The 18,087-nt window shown below is 72.4% G+C and carries 15 protein-coding genes; 8 read left to right on the forward strand and 7 right to left on the reverse strand.

Features of this window, described 5'->3' with window-relative positions; translation table 11 throughout:
- Positions 1 to 115: 115 nt before the first annotated feature.
- Together AB0J72_RS54645 and AB0J72_RS54650 are read left to right on the forward strand one after the other, a co-directional pair.
- Positions 116 to 1,726, forward strand: a complete 1,611-nt coding sequence (locus tag AB0J72_RS54645; protein ID WP_363415830.1) for a CocE/NonD family hydrolase — start codon at positions 116 to 118, stop codon at positions 1,724 to 1,726.
- Positions 1,727 to 1,831: 105 nt separating this feature from the next.
- Complete coding sequence (locus AB0J72_RS54650; RefSeq protein ID WP_363415833.1) at positions 1,832 to 2,791, forward strand: type II CAAX endopeptidase family protein; 960 nt, start codon at positions 1,832 to 1,834, stop codon at positions 2,789 to 2,791.
- Between the two features lie 27 nt (positions 2,792 to 2,818).
- Here AB0J72_RS54650 and AB0J72_RS54655 read toward each other — a convergent pair whose 3' ends face one another.
- Entirely contained in the window at positions 2,819 to 4,513 is a 1,695-nt protein-coding gene (locus AB0J72_RS54655; RefSeq protein WP_363415836.1) for a hypothetical protein, read from the reverse strand.
- Positions 4,514 to 4,717: 204 nt separating this feature from the next.
- On the opposite strand from AB0J72_RS54655, the gene AB0J72_RS54660 reads away from it, so the two are divergent.
- Positions 4,718 to 6,067, forward strand: a complete 1,350-nt coding sequence (locus AB0J72_RS54660; protein WP_363415839.1) for an endo-1,4-beta-xylanase — start codon at positions 4,718 to 4,720, stop codon at positions 6,065 to 6,067.
- A 12-nt stretch (positions 6,068 to 6,079) separates the two neighbouring features.
- Entirely contained in the window at positions 6,080 to 7,387 is a 1,308-nt protein-coding gene (locus AB0J72_RS54665; RefSeq protein WP_363415842.1) for a PHB depolymerase family esterase, read from the forward strand.
- A 53-nt stretch (positions 7,388 to 7,440) separates the two neighbouring features.
- Here AB0J72_RS54665 and AB0J72_RS54670 read toward each other — a convergent pair whose 3' ends face one another.
- On the reverse strand, positions 7,441 to 9,690 hold the full coding sequence (locus AB0J72_RS54670; RefSeq protein WP_363415845.1) for a glycoside hydrolase family 3 N-terminal domain-containing protein: 2,250 nt from the start codon (positions 9,688 to 9,690) through the stop codon (positions 7,441 to 7,443).
- Positions 9,691 to 9,852: 162 nt separating this feature from the next.
- Positions 9,853 to 10,857, reverse strand: a complete 1,005-nt coding sequence (locus AB0J72_RS54675; protein ID WP_363415848.1) for a LacI family DNA-binding transcriptional regulator — start codon at positions 10,855 to 10,857, stop codon at positions 9,853 to 9,855.
- Between the two features lie 119 nt (positions 10,858 to 10,976).
- Here AB0J72_RS54675 and AB0J72_RS54680 point away from each other — a divergent pair, with 119 nt between their 5' ends.
- The 3 genes from AB0J72_RS54680 (at position 10,977) to AB0J72_RS54690 (ending at position 14,054) form a co-directional block, all read left to right on the forward strand.
- Entirely contained in the window at positions 10,977 to 12,293 is a 1,317-nt protein-coding gene (locus AB0J72_RS54680) for an extracellular solute-binding protein (protein ID WP_363415851.1), read from the forward strand.
- 91 nt (positions 12,294 to 12,384) lie between these two features.
- Positions 12,385 to 13,227: a sugar ABC transporter permease gene (locus AB0J72_RS54685; protein WP_363415854.1), complete on the forward strand. Its 843-nt coding sequence runs from the start codon at positions 12,385 to 12,387 to the stop codon at positions 13,225 to 13,227.
- Positions 13,227 to 14,054 carry a carbohydrate ABC transporter permease gene (locus tag AB0J72_RS54690; RefSeq protein ID WP_360565638.1) on the forward strand — a complete coding sequence of 276 codons (828 nt, stop codon included), beginning with the start codon at positions 13,227 to 13,229 and terminating at the stop codon, positions 14,052 to 14,054. The genes AB0J72_RS54685 and AB0J72_RS54690 overlap by 1 nt, the downstream gene beginning before the upstream one ends.
- A 68-nt stretch (positions 14,055 to 14,122) precedes the next feature.
- Here AB0J72_RS54690 and AB0J72_RS54695 read toward each other — a convergent pair whose 3' ends face one another.
- Positions 14,123 to 15,256 carry a Clp protease N-terminal domain-containing protein gene (locus AB0J72_RS54695; RefSeq protein ID WP_363415858.1) on the reverse strand — a complete coding sequence of 378 codons (1,134 nt, stop codon included), beginning with the start codon at positions 15,254 to 15,256 and terminating at the stop codon, positions 14,123 to 14,125.
- 23 nt (positions 15,257 to 15,279) lie between these two features.
- Entirely contained in the window at positions 15,280 to 15,972 is a 693-nt protein-coding gene (locus AB0J72_RS54700) for a TetR/AcrR family transcriptional regulator C-terminal domain-containing protein (protein ID WP_363415861.1), read from the reverse strand.
- Positions 15,973 to 16,100: 128 nt separating this feature from the next.
- On the opposite strand from AB0J72_RS54700, the gene AB0J72_RS54705 reads away from it, so the two are divergent.
- A complete protein-coding gene (locus AB0J72_RS54705; RefSeq protein ID WP_363415864.1) occupies positions 16,101 to 17,078 on the forward strand; it encodes an NAD(P)-dependent alcohol dehydrogenase in 978 nt (325 codons plus the stop codon).
- Here AB0J72_RS54705 and AB0J72_RS54710 read toward each other — a convergent pair.
- Both AB0J72_RS54710 and AB0J72_RS54715 read right to left on the reverse strand, forming a co-directional pair.
- On the reverse strand, positions 17,068 to 17,280 hold the full coding sequence (locus tag AB0J72_RS54710) for a hypothetical protein (RefSeq protein ID WP_344498860.1): 213 nt from the start codon (positions 17,278 to 17,280) through the stop codon (positions 17,068 to 17,070). The two genes, AB0J72_RS54705 and AB0J72_RS54710, sit on opposite strands and share 11 nt — an antisense overlap.
- A gap of 233 nt (positions 17,281 to 17,513) precedes the next feature.
- A complete protein-coding gene (locus tag AB0J72_RS54715; protein ID WP_363415867.1) occupies positions 17,514 to 17,963 on the reverse strand; it encodes a hypothetical protein in 450 nt (149 codons plus the stop codon).
- Positions 17,964 to 18,087: the final 124 nt, after the last annotated feature.

An 18,087-nucleotide genomic window follows, 5' to 3' on the forward strand; every position in this document is an offset into this window, starting at 1 on the left:
TGTTACCGACTAGTAACGATAATGTCATGAACTTCAAATTCTCGGTACCCGCTTCTACGCTCCCGCCACCGAGGCAGCCGCCCCTGCCTGTCCCCCGCCCGATGAAGGAGGGCGCATGGCGAAGCGCCGAACATCCCTGCCCGTCTGCCTGCTGTCCGTGCTCGCCGCCGCCGTCCTGACCGCGGCAAACCCCGCCCCCGCGACCGCTGCACCGGCCGCCGCCACTGCACAGGCCGCGGCCGTCGCCACCACCGGTTTCCGGTTCGTCGACATCACCGGCGCCGGCGGCGTGGTCCTCAAGGCCAACGTGATCGCCCCGTCCGCCGCCGGCCGCTACCCGGCGATCGTGTTCCCCGCCAGCTGGGGCCTCAACGACCTCGAGTACATCGCCCAGGCGAAGGCCTTCGCGGGCCGCGGGTACGTCGTCGTCTCCTACACCCCGCGCGGCTGGTGGGCCTCCGGCGGCGAGATCGACACCGCCGGGCCGAAGGACATGGCCGACCTGTCGGCCGTCATCGACTGGACGATCGCCAACACCGCCGCCGACCCGGCCCGGATCGGCGCCGGCGGCATCTCGTACGGCGCCGGCATCAGCCTCCTCGGCTCGGCCTTCGACCGCCGGATCCGAGCCGTCGTGGCGATGAGCGGATGGACGGACCTGGTCTACTCGCTGTACGGCGACCAGACCCGCCACCGGCAGTCGGCCGGTCTGCTCCAGCTCGCCGCCGCCCTGCTCGGCAACGCCGGCCCCGACCTCACCGGCAAGCTCGACGACTTCAACGCCAACCGCAACGTCGCCCAGATCATGGAGTGGGCCGGCGTACGGTCCGCGGCGACCTACCTCGACGCGATCAACGCCAGCCGGCCGGCGGTCCTCATCGCCAACTCGTGGGGCGACTCGATCTTCCCGCCCAACCAGCTCGCCGACTTCTACGGCCGGCTCGCCGGGCCGAAGCGGCTCGAGCTGCGCCCCGGCGACCACGCGATCGCCGAGCTCACCGGCGTCGCCGGCCTGCCCAACGACGTGTGGAGCAGCGCGTCGCGCTGGTTCGACCAGTACCTCGCGGGCGTCGCCACCGGCATCGACCAGGAGCCGGGCGTGCTCGTGAAGCCGCACAACGCCGCCACCGAGTCCTACTCCGCCTGGTCCTCGTTCAGCGGCAGTCCCCGCCGGTACGGCCTGGGCCAGATCCGCTGGTGGGACGGCACCGGACTGCTCGGCGGCAACCCGTCCTCGGGCTGGAGCAAGACCCTGCCGGGCGACCTGAACACGACCGCCGACGGCGGGGTCGTCCTGCTCACCAACGGCGCCGCCGCGCTCACCGGGATCCTGCCGCAGATCTGGCTGCCGTCCGTCGACCGGCTCCGCGCCGGCGTCTGGGCGTCGGACCGCCCGTCGACCGCGGCCCGGATCCGTGGCATCCCCCGCGTCCACCTGAACCTGACCGGCACCGCCGCGCAGGGCACGGTCGTCGCGTACCTGTACGACCTGGACGGCCTCGGCAACGCGAAGCTCATCACGCACGCCCCGGCGACCTGGCTCGGCACCGCGACCGGCAGCCGCAGCCTCGACTTCTCGCTGTCGGCCACCGCGTACGACGTGCCGGCGGGCCACTCGCTGACCCTCGTCGTCGACACGACCGACCCGCTGTACTACGACGCGAACACCCTCGGCTCCACGGCCACCGTCGCCGGCGGCTCCTATGTGGACGTCCCACTGCGCTGACGACGCCGGTTCGTCAGGTGCCGGCGGCGCGACGCACACATCGCCCGCCGGCACCGCCGTGACGGGGGATCGCGGGCCGGGATCGCGTGCCGCACAATGGCCGGCATGACGATCACGGACGAGCCGGGTGTGCCGTTCCACCGGCTGGCCCGCAACGAGGCGCACCGCTGGTGGCGGCCGGTGCTCGGCACCGTCGTCCTGCTCGTCTCCACGGCCGTGGCGGTCGCGGTGGTGTATGCGGGCGCGGACGTTGTCGGGAGCATCGCCCGCCGGCCGGTGAACGAGTCCGGCATGAGCGACTGGGGCGACATCGCCGGTTTCGGCCTGGATCTGCTCGCCCTGGCGATGCTGATCCCGTGCGTGTTCTTCGCCGCGTGGTGGGTGCAGCGCCGCCGCCCGGGGACGGTCTCGTCGGTGCAGGGCCGGCTCCGGCTGCGCTGGCTCGGCGTGTGCGCGCTGGTCGCCGTGCCGACGATCGTGCTGCTGCTGGTCGGCACGAACCTGCTGTACGCGCTGACCGGCGACTATGGCGTCGAGGAGTCCGGCGCCTGGGTCGGCGCGGGCGCGTTCATCCCGGCCGTGCTGATGCTGCTCGTGCTGGTCCCGCTGCAGTCGGCGGGCGAGGAGTACCTGTGCCGGGGCTGGCTCCTGCAGGCGGTCGGCGCGTACGTCCGCCCGCTGTGGCTGCCCCTCGCCGTCCAGGCCGTCGTCTTCGCCGCCATGCACGGCGACGGCACCCCCTGGGGCTACGCCGACCTGCTCCTGTACAGCATCGCGACCGGCTGGCTCACGGTCCGCACCGGCGGCCTCGAGGCGGCCATCGCCCTGCACGCCGTCAACAACCTCGTCGGCATGGCCGGTGCCGCCGCCTTCGGCGAACTCGACGCCACCGACACCGTCGCCGGCGCCGAGTGGCAGTTCCTCGCCGCCGACGTGCTGCTGCTACCGGTGTACGTCGCCGTGATCACCTGGCTGGCCCGCCGCCGCCACCTCGTGACGCTGGCCCCCACACCGGCCACCACCGACCTCCCGGAACCCCCAGGCACCGCCCTCCAGCCCGCCTGACACCCCGGTCACTTGATCACCAGGTGCTCACCGCCTGGACGGGCGGCCGGGGCCTGAGGAGAGGACCGGGGTGGACTGCCAGGCGGGCAGGGTGGTGGGGTCGGACGGGGGATGGGCGCACAGGACGTAGTGGCGGGGGGTCATGGCTGCGTGGCGGCCGGGGAGTGCTGACAGGCAGCGGCGGTGGGCGTCCTCCGGGGTGGTGGGGCCGCCGGGGACGACCGCGACGTACGCCACCAGCGGATCGCCGTCCGCCGAGGCGAAGACGCGGGACGGGGCGGGGGACAGGGCGGTGTCGAGGAGGGCCTGGATCTCCGCGAGGTCGACCCAGCAGTGGTCGACCAGGAGCCAGCCCGGCGGGCGGTCGAGCGGCGGGAGGGCCAGGGCGGCCGCGACGGCGGAGTGCGGCAGGTCGGCGGGGGCGGCGGCGACGATGAGGCGTTCGAGCGCGAGCAGGAGCGCGTGGGCCTCGGTGGGGGTGACGCGGCCGGTGTCGCCGGTCCAGAGGCGGGCGACCATGCTGTCCTCGACGCTGCCGAGGTCGAAGCGCAGCAGGACGTCGGTGGGTGGCAGGTCGACCCACTGGGTCTCGGTGGCGGGGGCCGAGGCGATGTCGGGCAGGGCGCCGGCAGTGGGCGCGGCGTCCATGACGATGCTGTTGAAGACGGGCTCGAAGGCTGGGGCGATGCCGCGTTCGGCGGCCAGGCGGGCGGAGCGCTCGTGCTGGCGGTACACGTCGTAGGTGCCGTGCAGGCCGGCCTGGAGGACGGCGCCGAAGCAGCGGCCGACCAGGGTGTCGAAGGTCGGGGCGGCCGCGTCGACGCTGAGGAACGTGGCCTGGGCGAGGGTGCCGACGTAGCGGAGCAGGTCGGACTCGAAGCGGTTCGCCGAGAGCGTGACGAAGCGGCAGGTGGTGTCGCCGGTACGCAGGGACAGCAGCGCGCAGAACGCGGCGAGCACGATCGACGGGCGGCTGGCGCCGGTGCGGGCGGCGATGTGCGCGAGGGCGGCGGCCGCGGCGGGGGAGGAGATGCCATACGCGCCGGAGCCGGTCGACGGTGCGCTCCGGGGTCCGGTGTACGGGTGGGCCGGCGCCACCCGCAGCGCCCGCTCCCAGTGCCGCAGCGCCTGCTCCATGCGCCTCGCACGGGCGGGCCGCTGCTCCAGTGTGGCCCGGTCGAGCGGCTGCACAAAGGGCGCGCCGAGGACCCGGGCGGCGGGGTCGCGGATCAGCGAGGCGAACTCGGCCGCGAGGATCGCGAGGGCCTGGAAGTCGGCGACGATGTGCGACACGGCGACGGCCGCCGCCACAACGAATCCATTGTGGATGGTCACCCCGAAGCGGACCGGCGCCACCGCCGCGGGGTCGAAGGGCGCGGCCCGGAGAAGGCCGACGAGGTCGGCGAGGTCGGCTGCGTCCGAGCAGAGGAGCGGCAGCGACCCGGCGGCCAGAACGTGCTGCGAGCCCGGGTCGCCCAGGCGGTAGGTGCTGCGCAGGCCCTCGTGCCGGCAGAGCAGGACCTGGAAGCACTCGGCGACGTCATCCACAGTGGAGCCCGGCGGGACGTCGAATGACTGTGCGAGGACCGCGGCCGGCGCGTGCGGCGCGTCGAGGAGCCATTTCGCGATGTTGCGCTGCCCGACGGTCAGCGGCCCGGCCGCGTCGCGGTGCCCCTCGAACCGTAACCGCACCACTCCCGACGTCCTTTCCGTCGTACGCATCCGTACAGCGAATCACGGAACTTCGGTGTCGATCAATGAAACTTTCAGTCCGAGTTTTTCGAAAATTGGCAGGTCGGAGCGCGTACGCAGGGCATGCCCGGTCAGTGCGGGAATTCCGCGAAGAAGGCGGCCGGCGGGCAGCGGGATTCGGTGATGCTGATCGGGTCACCGCCAGGCAATGTTTCGAAACGAAGGGCCTCTGGAATGGACAAGAAACGCAAGCTGGGCGTCGCCGGGGCGGGCGCCCTGGCCGTCGTCGTGACGCTGGGCATCGCGGCGACCGCCGACGCCGCCGCGTCCACGCTCGGTGCCGCCGCCGCCGAGCAGGGCCGCTACTTCGGCACCGCCGTCGCCGCGTACAAGCTCAGCGACTCCGTGTACTCCGGCATCCTGGACCGCGAGTTCAACATGGTCACGCCGGAGAACGAGATGAAGTGGGACGCGACCGAGCCGACGCAGGGCTCGTTCTCCTACGGCTCCGCGGACCAGATCGTGTCGCACGCCCAGGCGCACAACCAGCGCGTCCGCGGGCACGCCCTGGCGTGGCACTCGCAGCAGCCGGGCTGGGCGCAGAACCTGTCCGGGACCGCGCTGCGCAACGCGATGGTCAACCACGTCACCCAGGTCGCCACCCACTACAAGGGCAAGATCTACGCCTGGGACGTGGTGAACGAGGCGTTCGCCGACGGGGGCGGCGGCGGGCGGCGCGACTCGAACCTGCAGCGCACCGGCAACGACTGGATCGAGGTCGCGTTCCGCACCGCGCGGGCCGCCGACCCGGGCGCGAAGCTCTGCTACAACGACTACAACACCGACGGGCAGAACGCGAAGTCCAACGCCGTCTACGCGATGGTGCAGGACTTCAAGTCCCGCGGCGTGCCGATCGACTGCGTCGGCTTCCAGTCGCACTTCAACAGCGCGAGCCCGGTCCCGTCGGACTACCAGGCGAACCTGCAGCGCTTCGCGGCGCTCGGCGTCGACGTGCAGATCACCGAGCTGGACATCGAGGGTTCCGGCAGCACGCAGGCCGAGAACTTCCGCAAGGTCACGCAGGCGTGCCTCAACGTGAGCCGGTGCACGGGAATCACCGTGTGGGGCATCCGGGACAGCGACTCGTGGCGGGCGTCGGGCACGCCGCTGCTCTTCGACGGCAACGGCAACAAGAAGGCCGCCTACACCGCAACGCTCGGCGCGCTCGGCGGCGGCAACCCGACCAGCACGCCGCCCAGCACGCCGCCGGTGAGCAGCAGCAGCAGCCAGCCGCCGATCCCGTCCGGTGGCTGCACGGCGACGGTGTCGGTCAACCAGTGGCAGGGCGGGTTCGTCGCGACCGTCCGGGTCACCGCCGGCGCGAACGGCACCAACGCGTGGGCCGTCACGATGCCGCTGCCGAGCGGGGCCACCGTCACCAACTCCTGGAGCACCACCAGGTCCGGCAACACCTGGAGCAACGTGTCCTACAACGGCCGCCTCTCCGCCGGGCAGTACACGGAGTTCGGGCTGCAGGCCACCGGCACCGCCGGCACGCTCAGCCCCACCTGCGCCGCGAGCTGAGGAGGCCCGGCAATGCGTCTGATCAGAGCGGCCGCGGCCGCCGTGGTGCTCGCCGTCGCCGGGATCGCGTGGTTCGCGGCACCGGCGTCGGCGGCGACCCTGACCGAGGTGACGAACTTCGGCACCAACCCCACGAACCTGCGGATGCACCTGTACGTGCCGAACACCGTCGCGGCCCGTCCCGCGGTCCTCGTGGCGGCGCACTACTGCACGGGGTCGGGTCCGGCGTTCTACTCCGGCACCGAGTTCGCCTCGCTGGCCGACCGGTACGGGTTCATCGTCGTCTACCCGTCGGCGACCCGCAGCGGCAACTGCTTCGACGTGTCGTCGCCGCAGGCGCTGCGGCGGGGTGGCGGCAGCGACCCGGTCGGCATCATGTCGATGGTCACGTACGTGTTGCAGCACAACAACGGCGACCCGGACCGGGTCTTCGTCACCGGCGCGTCGTCCGGCGCGATGATGACCAACGTGCTGCTCGGCGACTACCCCGACGTGTTCAAGGCGGGCGCCGCGTTCGCGGGCGTGCCGTTCGGGTGCTTCGCCACCACGGACGGCTCGTCGTGGAACAGCACCTGCTCCGGCGGCCAGCTGAACAAGACCCCGCAGCAGTGGGGCGACCTGGTCCGGGCCGCCTACCCCGGGTACACCGGGCCGCGGCCGCGGATGCAGGTCTTCCACGGCACGAACGACACGACGCTCGCCTACCCGAACTTCGGGGAGGAGATCGAGCAGTGGACCAACGTGCTCGGGGTGAGCCAGACGCCGGTGCTGACCGATCAGCCGCAGTCGGGCTGGACCCGCACCCGCTACGGCAACGCGGGCACCATGGCCCCCGTTGAGGCGATCAGCCTCGCCGGCGTCGGGCACAACCTGCCGCTCGCCGGGCAGGCCGCGATGGTGATCGCGTTCTTCGGGCTCAACGGCACCAACCCGCCGCCGTCGAGCACCCCGCCGTCGAGCCCGTCGTCGTCGCCGTCGGGTCAGCCGTCGAACCCGCCGGCCGGGGGCTGCCGCGTGTCGTACACCGTGAACGCCTGGAACACGGGGCTCACGGCGGCCGTCACCGTCACCAACGCGGGCAGCACCGCCGTCAACGGCTGGACCCTCGGGTTCACGCTGCCGGCGGGGCAGGCCGTCACGTCGGCCTGGAACGCGACCGTCACACCGGCCTCCGGCGCGGTGACGGCGCGGAACGTCAGCTACAACGCGGCGATCCCGCCGGGCGGGTCGGCGTCGTTCGGCTTCCAGGCCAACCACACCGGCAACACCGGCAAGCCGTCCGCGTTCACGTTGAACGGCACCGCCTGCACCGCGGCCTGACGAACGCCAAGGGCGGGACCCCGGCTCACCGGGGTCCCGCCCTCTCGCGTAGGTCAGTCCGAGACGGTCACGCGCGGCTGGAGGTGCCGGTCGTGGCCCACCACCCGGCGCGGCCCGACGACCGGGATCCGGACCGTGGCGTGCACGTCCTCGCTGGAGCGGGCTACCCGCAGCTCCACGTCGCCCGGCTCGACCAGGCGCCGCCCGTCACGGCCCGTGTAGGACAGCAGGTCCGCGTGCAGGCCGAAGACGACCGTGCGGCGCTCGCCGGGGGCCAGGTCGACCCGGGCCATCGCGATCAGCTGCCGCTCCGGGCGGGCGACCTCGGCGACCGGGTCGTGCAGGTACACCTGGACGACGGTGCTCGTGCCGCGGTCGCTGTCGTTGCCCACCTGCACCGACAGCTCGACGGTGCCGTCGGTCGGCCAGCCCCCGGCCGGCGCCGAGGTGACCTCGCCCCAGGAGGCCGCCGTGTACGACAGGCCGTGGCCGAACGGGAACAGCGCCGTCGGGTCGACGCTGCTGACGCCGCTGCGCCGGGCGAGCGGCGCGGCGAGGTACGTCGACGGCTGGCTGCCGCCGGCGCCCGGGAAGCTGACCGGCAGCCGCCCCGACGGGTCGATCCGTCCACTGAGGACACCGGCGATCGCGGTGGCGCCCTCCTCGCCGGGGAAGAACCCGCACACCACGGCGGCGAGCCGGTCGACCTGCCGGGACAGCTCGTAGGGCCGGCCGACCAGCAGCACGAGCACGACCGGGGTGCCGGTGGCGAGGAGCGCCTCGAGCAGCTCCTCCTGCCGGCCGGGCAGCCGCAGGTCGCTCGCATCGCAGCCCTCGCCGGAGGTGCCGCGGCCGAACAACCCGGACAGGTCGCCGAGGACCGCGACGCAGACGTCGGCGGCCGCGGCGGCCGTGGCGGCGGCGGCGATCTGCTCGTCGTCGCCGCCGGTGACCGGACAGCCGATCGCGTAGGTGACGTCGTGGTCCGCGCCTAGCGCGTCGAGGACCGACGGGATCACCACCCCGGCGGGTACGTCGGGGTGGTGGACGAGGACGTGGCGGGGGAACGAGTAGCAGCCGAGCATCGCGCCGGGCGAGGCGGCGCCGGGCCCGACGACGGCGAGCCGGGTGCCGGGGCGCAGTGGCAGCGCCGGTGTGCCGCCGACGGGCTCGTTGCGCAGCAGGACGATCGAGCGCTCGGCGAGGCGCCTGGCCAGGGCCCGGTCCTCGGGGCCGTCGACGTCCACTGTGGAGTCGGACAGCGCCGGTGGCGACGGGTCCCACGAGGGGTCGAGCAGGCCGAGCGCGCACTTCTGCAGCAGGATGCGGGTGACGGCGCGGTCGATGAGGGCCTCGTCGACGTCGCCTGCCTCGACGGCGTCCAGCAGCGGCGCGCCGAAGCAGTTGGCGCCGGGCAGCTCGACGTCGATCCCGGCGCGCAGCGCGAGCGCGGCGGCGTCGGCGCGGGACCCGGCGACGCCGTGCAGCGTCTGCAGGAACGCGACGGAGAAGTAGTCGGACACGACGGTGCCGTCGAAGCGGAGCCGCCCGCGGAGCAGGTCGGTGAGCAGGGTCTCGTCGCCGGCGGCGGGGACGCCGTCGACGTCGGTGTAGCTGTTCATGACCGAGCGGGCGCCGGCGCGCAGCGCCATCTCGAACGGCGGCAGCAGCACGTCGGCGAGCTCCCGCGGCCCGACGGACACCGGCGCGAGGTTGCGCCCGGCGCGGGACGCGGAGTAGCCGGCGAAGTGCTTGAGGGTCGCGACGACCCCGGCGGACTCCAGGCCACGCACGTACGCGGCGCCGATCAGCCCGACGAGGTGCGGGTCCTCGCCGATGGTCTCCTCGACCCGGCCCCACCGGAGGTCGCGCACGACGTCCAGGACGGGGGCGAGGCCCTGCTGGATGCCGAGGCGGTGCATGGTGCGGCCGATCCGGGCGCCCATCGCCTCGACGAGCGCGGGGTCGAAGCTCGCGCCCCACGACAGCGGCGCCGGGTAGATGGTCGCCTGCCAGGCGGCGAGGCCGGTCAGGCACTCCTCGTGCACGATCGCGGGGATGCCGAAGCGGCCGGCCGCGACGATCTCGCGCTGCAGGTGCGCGACCCGCCGGGCGCCGTCCGCGGGCGCGATCGGGGTCGTGCCGTAGGCGCGGGTGATCTGGCCCAGCCCGTGCGGGATGAGGTCGGCCCACTCGATCGGGTCGGGGGTCTGCTCGTGCTGGTGCGGGGCGACCTCCCCGGCGGTGTCGTCGACGTCGAGCCAGGCGCCGTACATCTGCGCCACCTTCTCGCGCAGGGTCATCCGGGTCATCAGGTCGGCCACGCGTGCCGACGCGGGCGCCGTGGTGTCCCGCCAGGTTCCGCCTGTGGTTGGCGACGAGACGCCGCTGTCGAGTGTCACGCTCGTGACTCCAATGTCGTTCGGGGCAGGGTGACGCGCGGCGTTGCGCGACGCTGAAAGTTTCTACAGGGCGCGGGTCGACTGCCGCACGACGAGGCGAGTCGGGAGCCTGACGTGGGTCGCGTCGACCTCCTCGCCGTGGATGAGCTTGATCAGCAGCTCGATCGCGTGGTGGCCCATGGCGTGGATCGGCTGGTCGATGGTGGTGAGGGCGGGGCTGGCCAGGGCGGCCTCGGGGACGTTGTCGAAGCCGACCACCGACAGGTCGTCGGGGACCCGCAGCCCCATCGACGCGGCGACCTCGACCGCGGCGATCGCGGAGACGTCGTTGGCGCCGAAGATCGCGGTGGGCCGGTCGGGGCGGCCGAGCAGCAGCCGGGCCGCCGCCGCGGACGAGTCCGGGTCGTAGTCGCCGACCTCGATCAGGTCCGGGTCGACGGGCACGCCGGCGTCGCGCATCGCGTCGCGGAAGCCCTGCTCGCGCAGCCTGGACGACTCCAGGTCGGGGCGGCCGGTGATCATCGCGATGCGGCGGTGGCCGTGCCCGAGCAGGTGCTCGGCGGCGAGCCGGCCGCCGTTGAGGTTGTCGGAGTCGACGGTCGGCAGTCCGGTCGGGCCCGCGTGCGGGTCGACGGCCACGACCGCGGTGCCGTAGTCGACGTCGACCACGGTCGGGGTGACCAGGACCGCGCCGTCGATGAGGGTGCCGGACAGCCGGGACAGGTAGCGCTGCTCCCAGCCCGCCTGGTCGCCGGTGCGCCCGCCGGCGGAGTAGACGACCAGCTCGTAGCCGGTGCCCTTGATCGCCTTCGCGGCGCCCTTGAGCAGCTCGGTGCTGAACGGCTCCAGGTCGGCGACGAGGATGCCGATCACGTTGGTCTTGTGGTTGCGCAGGCTCTGCGCCACGAGGCTCGCCTCGTAGCCCAGCTCGCGGATGACGGATTGGACGTGTGCGCTGGTCGCGGCCGACACCCCGTAGCGGGCGTTGAGCACCTTGGACACCGTCGCCACCGAGACGCCCGCCGTGGCGGCGACGTCCCGGATCGTGATTCGAGAACTGGGCTTCACGACGGCAGCGTAACTTCCGATAACGATATCAACAACGATTGACAACTCTGGTTTTCAAGGCGGAGACTCTGCGGTCATCGAGGGCCGAGCCCTTCGGCTCGGCTCGCCCCCGTCAGGAGATGATCACTTTGAACGTCCGCCTGAGCACCCCACGGAGGCTGGCCACGATCGCCATCGCGCTCGCGATGGCCGTGCCCTCCCTTACCGCATGCGGCGACGACGAACCCGGATCGAGCGGTGACCCGAATGCCGCCACGACCTTGACCTGGTGGCACAACGGTGCCCAGGACCCCGGCAAGGGCGTGTGGCAGTCGATCGCGGACCAGTACCACGCCGACCACCCGAACGTGTCGTTCAAGGTCGAACCGGCACAGAACGAGGCATTGAAGACGAAGATCTCGGTGGCGTTGCAGTCGCCGAACCCGCCGAGCATCTTCCAGCAGTGGGGTGGCGGCGCCCTGGCCACCCAGGTGCAGTCGGGCAAGATCCTCGACATCACCGACGCGACGTCGAGCTGGATCAAGGAGCTCGGCGCCGGCGCGACCGGCTGGGCGGTCGAGGGCAAGCAGTACGGCGTGCCCTTCGGCCTGCACGTCGTCGGCTTCTGGTACCGCACGGACCTCTTCCAGCAGGCCGGCATCACCGCCCCGCCGACCACGATGGAGGAGCTCAACGCCGCCGTCACCAAGCTGAAGGCGAAGAACATCGCCCCGATCGCCCTCGGCGGCAAGGACAAGTGGCCCGACGCGTTCTGGTGGTCCTACTTCGCGATCCGGGAGTGCTCCCTGGACACGGTGAAGAACACCGTGAAGAACCTGAAGATGGACGACCCGTGCTGGGTCAAGGCCGGTGAGGACCTCAAGGCGTTCCTGGACACCAAGCCGTTCCAGGACGCGTTCCTCGGCACCCCCGCCCAGCAGGGCGCCGGCAGCTCGGCCGGCCTGGTCGCCAACGGCAAGGCCGCGATGGAGCTGCAGGGCGACTGGGAGCTGCCCACGATGATCCCGCTGACGGAGGACAAGGAGTACGCCAAGAAGCTCGGCTGGTTCGCCTTCCCGACGGTCTCCGGCGGCAAGGGCACCCCGGGCACCGCGCTCGGCGGCGGCGACGGCTACTCGTGCGCCGTCAAGGCCGGCCCCGCGTGCGCCGACTTCCTCAAGTACCTCGCCAGCGTGCCCGTCCAGACGAAGCTGGTGCAGACCAACACGATCAGTCTCCCGGCGAACCCGGGGGCGATCTCGGCCATCCAGGACCCCACGCTCAAGACCGTGCAGGAGTACCTGAACAAGGCCCCGTACATCCAGACGTACTTCGACCAGGCACTGCCCACCAGCGTCGGGCAGGCCCTCAACGACGCCGTCGCCGACTTCTTCGCCGGCAAGGGCTCCCCGCAGGGCATCGTCGACGCCTTCAACAAGGCGGTCGCGAACAAGTGACCGCCTCCGCAGTCACGACACCGCAACGGAAGGCCGGCCGGGGCGTCTCGGGACCCGCCTCGAGCTTGCGCTGCTGCTGACCCCGGCGCTGGTGCTGTTCGTCGGGTTCGTGCTGCTGCCGATCGCGGTCGCCGTCTACTACAGCTTCTACAAATGGACCGGCTTCAGCCCGCGCACCCCATACGGACTGGAGAACTACAAGCGGGTCCTGGAGGACGAGGTCTTCCGGACCGCCCTCTGGCACAACCTGATCATCGCCGGGTTGTCGGTGGTCATCCAACTGCCCCTGTCGATCGGGCTGGCGCTGCTGCTCAACCGCAAGATCCGCGGACGGACGGTGCTGCGGCTGGTGGTCTTCGCGCCGTACGTGCTGTCGGAGGCCATCACCGCGGTGGTGTGGCTGCTGATGCTGCAGCCCGGCGGCTTCGTCGACCAGCTGCTGAAGTCGGCGGGCCTGGGCGGCCTGGTCCAGGAGTGGCTCGCCGACGGCGACCTGGTGCTCTACACCCTGTTCGTGGTCATCACCTGGAAGTACATCGGCTTCGGCGTCATCCTGCTCCTCGCCGGCCTGCAGAGCATCCCCGCCGAGCTGCGCGAGGCCGCCTCGACCGACGGCGCGTCCGCGTGGGAGACCACCCGCCACATCGTGCTGCCGCTGCTCGGCCCCACCATCCGGATCTGGATCTTCCTGTCCGTCATCGGGTCCCTGCAGCTGTTCGACCTCGTGTGGATCATGACGCTGGGCGGGCCCGCAAGCGCCTCGGCGACCATGGCCACCTACCTGCTCGACCACGGCTTCACCCGCTACGAGTTCGGGTTCGGCAGCGCCGTCGCCGTCGTGCTCTTCGTGGTGTGCTTCATCTTCGCGCTGCTGTACCAGCGCTTCGCACTGCGCCGCGACATCCAGGGCGCCCTGACCCGGGGGGTGCGGTGATGAACAAGCGGTCGTCCGTGGGGACACCCCTCACCTACCTGATCGTGGTGCTGGTCGTCGGTGTGACCGTCGTGCCGCTGCTGTTCACCATCATCGGCGGCTTCCGCACCAACGCGCAGATCAACAACAATCCGTCCGGCTGGCCCGACCCCTGGAACTTCAGCAACTACGGCGAGGTGCTGACCTCCGACGTGTTCTGGCAGGCCATGTACAACAGCGCGCTGATCTCCGTGATCACCACGCTGCTGGCGGTGGCCGTCGGGGCGATGGCGGCGTTCGCGCTGTCCCGCTACACGTTCGCCGGCCGCGAGTCGCTGTACACGCTGTTCACCCTGGGCCTGCTGTTCCCGCTCACGGCGGCGGCGCTGCCGCTGTACCTGCTGCTGCGCGAGCTGGACCTGCTGGAGAACCCGCTCGGGGTGGCGCTGCCGCAGGCCGCGTTCGCGCTGCCGATCACCATCGTCATCCTGCGCCCCTTCATGGCCGCGATCCCCGGCGAGCTGGAGGACGCGGCCGCGATGGACGGCGCGGGGCGGCTCGGCTTCTTCTGGCGGATCCTGATCCCGCTGAGCCGGCCCGCGCTGACGACGGTGGCGATCCTCGCGTTCGTCACCAGCTGGAACGCCTACCTGCTGCCGCTGCTGGTGCTCAGCGACCCGGGCAACTTCACGCTGCCGCTCGGCGTCGCCGCGTTCCAGTCGCAGTACTCCCAGGACACCGCCCGCATCCTCGCTTACACCGCGGCGTCGATGATCCCCGCGATCGGCTTCTTCGTGTTCGCCGAACGGCACATCGTCGGCGGCCTCACGGGCTCGGTCAAGGGCTAGAGCCGCCGCGCCTTCGCCGGGACCGATCGGCGCGTCTCCCCGGCGAGGGCGCGGTGTCAGCCACGCGGCTACGGCAGCGTCCGCGTCACATCGTCGCGGACGTCACCCGGGTCGGCGCCGAGCGCCCGCACCAGCCGCGCCGCGGTGCCGTCCGCGTCGAGGGCCGCGACCGTCAGGTGCGACGCCCCGGTCTCGCTGTGCCCGGCGTCGCGGGCCAGGGCGACGGCCCGGTCGACGGCGTCGACGGCCTCCGTGGTCCAGCCCGGCCCGGGGAACCAGATGACGAGCTGCGCCCGCCCGCGCGGCACGACGGCCAGGTCCGCCACCCGCGCGTCCGGCATCGCCGCGACGGCGCGGTCCAGGGTCACGCCGTGGGTGGTGAGGACGTCGAGGGCGGCGTTGAACGGCTGGACGGCCGGTCTGAGACGGCGGTCCGCGGCCCGGAGCTGTGCGGCCATGCCGGCGGCGCCGAGCAGCAGATGCGCGGAGGTGACGGGGCCGTCGCCGAGGCGGGCCGCCTGACGCATCGCCTCCCACAGCAGAATGCTGGCCGCACCCGTGCCGTAGCGGTCGCGCCGCCGGTGCTCGAGCCGGAACCGGCGATCCCGCCAGCCCGCGAAGCCGGCGCGGTCGACCAGCTCACGGTGTCCTTCGAGCATGGCCACGGCCGGCCGGTTCGGGCGGCCGGGCTCGCGCCAGCACGGGTCGGCCCGGATCACGGCGGCGAGCTCGGCGCGGTCGGCCGGGTCCGCGGGCAGGCCGTGCGTCGCCGCGCCGGGAGACCGCAACACGCCCGCCAGCACGTGCACCCGGCCGACATGCGCGACACCGGCCTCCCGCGCCTCGTCGAGGGCCGCGCGCAGTCCCGACACCGCCGACTCCCGCCATTGCGTCGGCGGCCGTTCGCTCCTTGTCACGCGGTGTGCGCCGGCGAGGTGGTCCGCCTCTCGCAGCAGCAGCGCCACGGGGTCGGCGGCGTCGAAGTCCCGCACCACCGGGTCGTCCACGGATTCGGGTGGCTGCCCGCCCCAGCCGGGTGTCTTCCGCAGCCGCCGCAGCGCCTGATACATGGCTTTCGACGTCCCGGTGCCACCCTCGGCCGCCCACAGGAGCGCGCCCGCGTCGACCGGTCCGCCGGACATGGGCCAGGGACGGCCCGCCGCGATCAGGGACTGCACGACGTCGTTGCCGAACTCAGGCATGAGCACAATTGTCGGTGCAGGGGTCAAGGGCGGGAGGTCCAGCCGCGTCGGCGGAGCTGCTCGAAGCCGTCCAGGAGCAGGCCGAGCGAGAACTCGAACTCGAACTGGTCGTCGCAGCCGCTGCCGACCACCGACGCGTCGTCGTGGGCGATCCTGGTCGTGATTTCGCTGATGTACGGGAACCGGGCCGCCATCTGCCGGGCGGTCTCGGGGTCGGGCGGCGCCACCTCGGACGGGGGCGTGGCGAACAGCTCCTGCGAGAAGCCCAGGATGCGGCTGCCCATCGCGTGCATCACGTGGTGGGTGAGGTCCACGGACAGCCCGCCGGTGCGGAACATGCCGATCATCGAGTCCATGTACTGCATGACCACCGGGGTGGGGGCGGTGCGGGACTCCAGCACGCGCGACGCCCACGGGTGGCGCAGCAGGGCCCGGCGGGCGGACAGGATCCGCTGCCGGACGGCGTCGCGCCAGTCCCCGGCGGCCGCGGCCGGCGGGTCGATCTCGCCGACGACCACGTCGAGCATGCCGTCGAGGAGCTCCTCCTTGTTGGCGACGTGCTTGTAGAGCGCCATCGGCACGACGCCGAGCACCTGGGCGAGCTTGCGCATGCTGAGCGCGTCGATGCCGGTCCCGTCGGCGAGGTCGACCGCGGCGCGCAGCACCCGATCCCTGGTCAGCGGCGCCCGAGCCGTCGCTGAGACCTGTCGCGTCAACCCGATCACCCGTCCCTTCCGCAGCCGTCGACGATATCGCCTCTTGACTGGTGTACGCCGTACACCCTACCTTCGACGCAGCAGGTGTACGCCGTACACCTGAACACGGCGACATGGAGGAGCTTGCGATGAAGGCGATCGTCCAGGACCGCTACGGGCCGTCCGACGTGCTGCGGGTCGGCGAGGTCGAGCCGCCGGCGGCCGGCGACGGCGAGGTGCTCGTGCGCGTCCACGCCGCGTCGGTCAACGCCCGCGACTGGCACGTGATGCGCGGCGACCCGTACGTGGCCCGCATGGCGTTCGGGCTCGGCGCGCCGAAGGTGCGGGTGCGTGGCACCGACTTCGCCGGCCGGGTCGAGGCCGTCGGCGCGGGGGTGACCCGCTTCCGGCCCGGCGACGAGGTCTACGGCGAGGTCGACGCGGCGTTCGCGGAGTACGTGCGGGTCCCGGCCGCCGGCGCGGTGGACCGCATGCCGGCGAACGTGACGTTCGAGCAGGCCGCCGCGGTGCCCCTCGCCGGCAACACCGCCCTCATGGGGCTGCGCGACGAGGCGGGCGTGCGGCCCGGGCAGCGGGTGCTCGTCAACGGCGCGTCAGGCGGGGTCGGCACGTTCGCGGTGCAGCTGGCCAAGGCGTTCGGCGCGCACGTCACCGGGGTGTGCAGCACCAGGAACGTGGACCTCGTCCGGTCGCTCGGCGCCGACCGCGTCATCGACTACACCGTCGCCGACTTCGTCCGGGAGGGCGGCCCGTACGACGTCGTCTTCGACCTCGTGGGCAACCGTTCCCTGGCGGAGTTCCGGCGGGTCCTCACGCCCACGGGGACGCTGGTGCTGTCCGGCGGCGGGGTGTCGGAGGGCGGCAGCCTGTTCGGGCCGGTCGGCCTGATCACCAGGGGGCGGGTGGTGTCGCGGTTCGTCCGGCACCGGGTGCGGGTGCTCACCGCGGTGCCGGGCCGGGAGAACCTCGCGACGCTGCGCGAGCTGATCGAGTCGGGCGCGGTCACGCCGGTCATCGACCGCACCTTCCCGCTCGGCGAGGCGGCCGAGGCCGTCCGCTACCTGGAGATGGACCACGCCCGGGCGAAGGTCGTCATCACTGTGTGACCAGGGTCCGGCACACGTCGGTGTCGAGGTCGGCCAGCAGGCCGCGGGCCTGCAAGGCGTACTGCTCGCTGATGTCGATGGTGTACAGGGCGGCGGTGCGGCGCTCGCCGGGGGCGACCCTGCGGGTGGCCGCGAGCTGGTTGCGGGCGGCGCTCAGCTGGGCCAGGTGGGCGTCCAGGAGCGCGAGCATGTCGTAGTGCATGGTTCCTGACCCTCGACCTCGGGGTGGTGGCCGCCGTGCCGCTGGGAGACGGCGGCCCGACCGGTCTACTTCTTCTTCTTGTTCTTCTTGTCCTTCTTCGACTTCTTCGACTTCTTCGCCATGTCGCCCACCTCCGATTCCGGCCCCGTGACCAGTGGATTCGTTCATGATCCTATGGTTGGGACGACGCCCGCGGGGTAAATATCGCTCCCCTTGCGCACACCTTCCGTTGGTCAGCCGTACACCTGAAGGCGGGGGTCGGTGGCGAGCTGCCACAGCTGGTCGACGGTGAGCGGTGGCGCCGGCCGGGTCGCCTTCAGCGTGCCGGGCGTGTGGTTGGCGGCGGTGACGGTGACGACGGACCCCGCCGAGTACACCGCGACGGTCCAGCCCGTCGACGTGCCCTCCTTCTCCGGCTTGCGGTAAACACCGGCGGGCTCGCCGCGCGGCCCGGTCCGCCGCTCGCAGACGGGCGCGAGGCAGTTGTCCTCGCCCGGCGGCGGGTCGGCCGGGCTCCGCGGCTGGACCACGACGAACACCAGGCCCACGCCCGAGGGGTCGGTGACGAGCGCGTCGGCGTAGAACCCGGCACCGCCCTCCGCGAACGGATAGGCGTGCAGCGCCGGGGTCCCCGGCGGCGCGGTCTGCCCGGCCGGCTGGCTGAGGGTGGCGCCGGGCAGCATGGCCGGCACCGTGCCCGTCAGGAAGCAGGTGATGGCGCGCCGGCGGCCGTCGTCGGTGGCACCCGGGCAGCCGGATCCGGGTCGACGAGACCGTCGAGCACGGCCTGGCGCTGTTCGTCTCCAA

The sequence above is a fragment of the Dactylosporangium sp. NPDC049742 genome (assembly GCF_040674675.1).
GTDB classification, from domain to species: domain Bacteria; phylum Actinomycetota; class Actinomycetes; order Mycobacteriales; family Micromonosporaceae; genus Dactylosporangium; species Dactylosporangium maewongense.

What these genes read in the sequence shown, in the direction of transcription:
- AB0J72_RS54650 (WP_363415833.1), top strand. Translation starts at nt 1,832, where the DNA reads ATGACGATCACGGACGAGCCGGGTGTGCCGTTCCACCGGCTGGCCCGC.
- AB0J72_RS54665 (WP_363415842.1), top strand. Translation starts at nt 6,080, where the DNA reads ATGCGTCTGATCAGAGCGGCCGCGGCCGCCGTGGTGCTCGCCGTCGCC.
- AB0J72_RS54660 (WP_363415839.1), top strand. Translation starts at nt 4,718, where the DNA reads ATGGACAAGAAACGCAAGCTGGGCGTCGCCGGGGCGGGCGCCCTGGCC.
- AB0J72_RS54705 (WP_363415864.1), top strand. Translation starts at nt 16,101, where the DNA reads ATGAAGGCGATCGTCCAGGACCGCTACGGGCCGTCCGACGTGCTGCGG.
- AB0J72_RS54680 (WP_363415851.1), top strand. Translation starts at nt 10,977, where the DNA reads ATGATCACTTTGAACGTCCGCCTGAGCACCCCACGGAGGCTGGCCACG.
- AB0J72_RS54695 (WP_363415858.1), bottom strand. Translation starts at nt 15,256, where the DNA reads ATGCCTGAGTTCGGCAACGACGTCGTGCAGTCCCTGATCGCGGCGGGC.
- AB0J72_RS54655 (WP_363415836.1), bottom strand. Translation starts at nt 4,513, where the DNA reads ATGCGTACGACGGAAAGGACGTCGGGAGTGGTGCGGTTACGGTTCGAG.
- AB0J72_RS54690 (WP_360565638.1), top strand. Translation starts at nt 13,227, where the DNA reads ATGAACAAGCGGTCGTCCGTGGGGACACCCCTCACCTACCTGATCGTG.
- AB0J72_RS54715 (WP_363415867.1), bottom strand. Translation starts at nt 17,963, where the DNA reads ATGCTGCCCGGCGCCACCCTCAGCCAGCCGGCCGGGCAGACCGCGCCG.
- AB0J72_RS54710 (WP_344498860.1), bottom strand. Translation starts at nt 17,280, where the DNA reads ATGCACTACGACATGCTCGCGCTCCTGGACGCCCACCTGGCCCAGCTG.
- AB0J72_RS54670 (WP_363415845.1), bottom strand. Translation starts at nt 9,690, where the DNA reads ATGACCCTGCGCGAGAAGGTGGCGCAGATGTACGGCGCCTGGCTCGAC.
- AB0J72_RS54645 (WP_363415830.1), top strand. Translation starts at nt 116, where the DNA reads ATGGCGAAGCGCCGAACATCCCTGCCCGTCTGCCTGCTGTCCGTGCTC.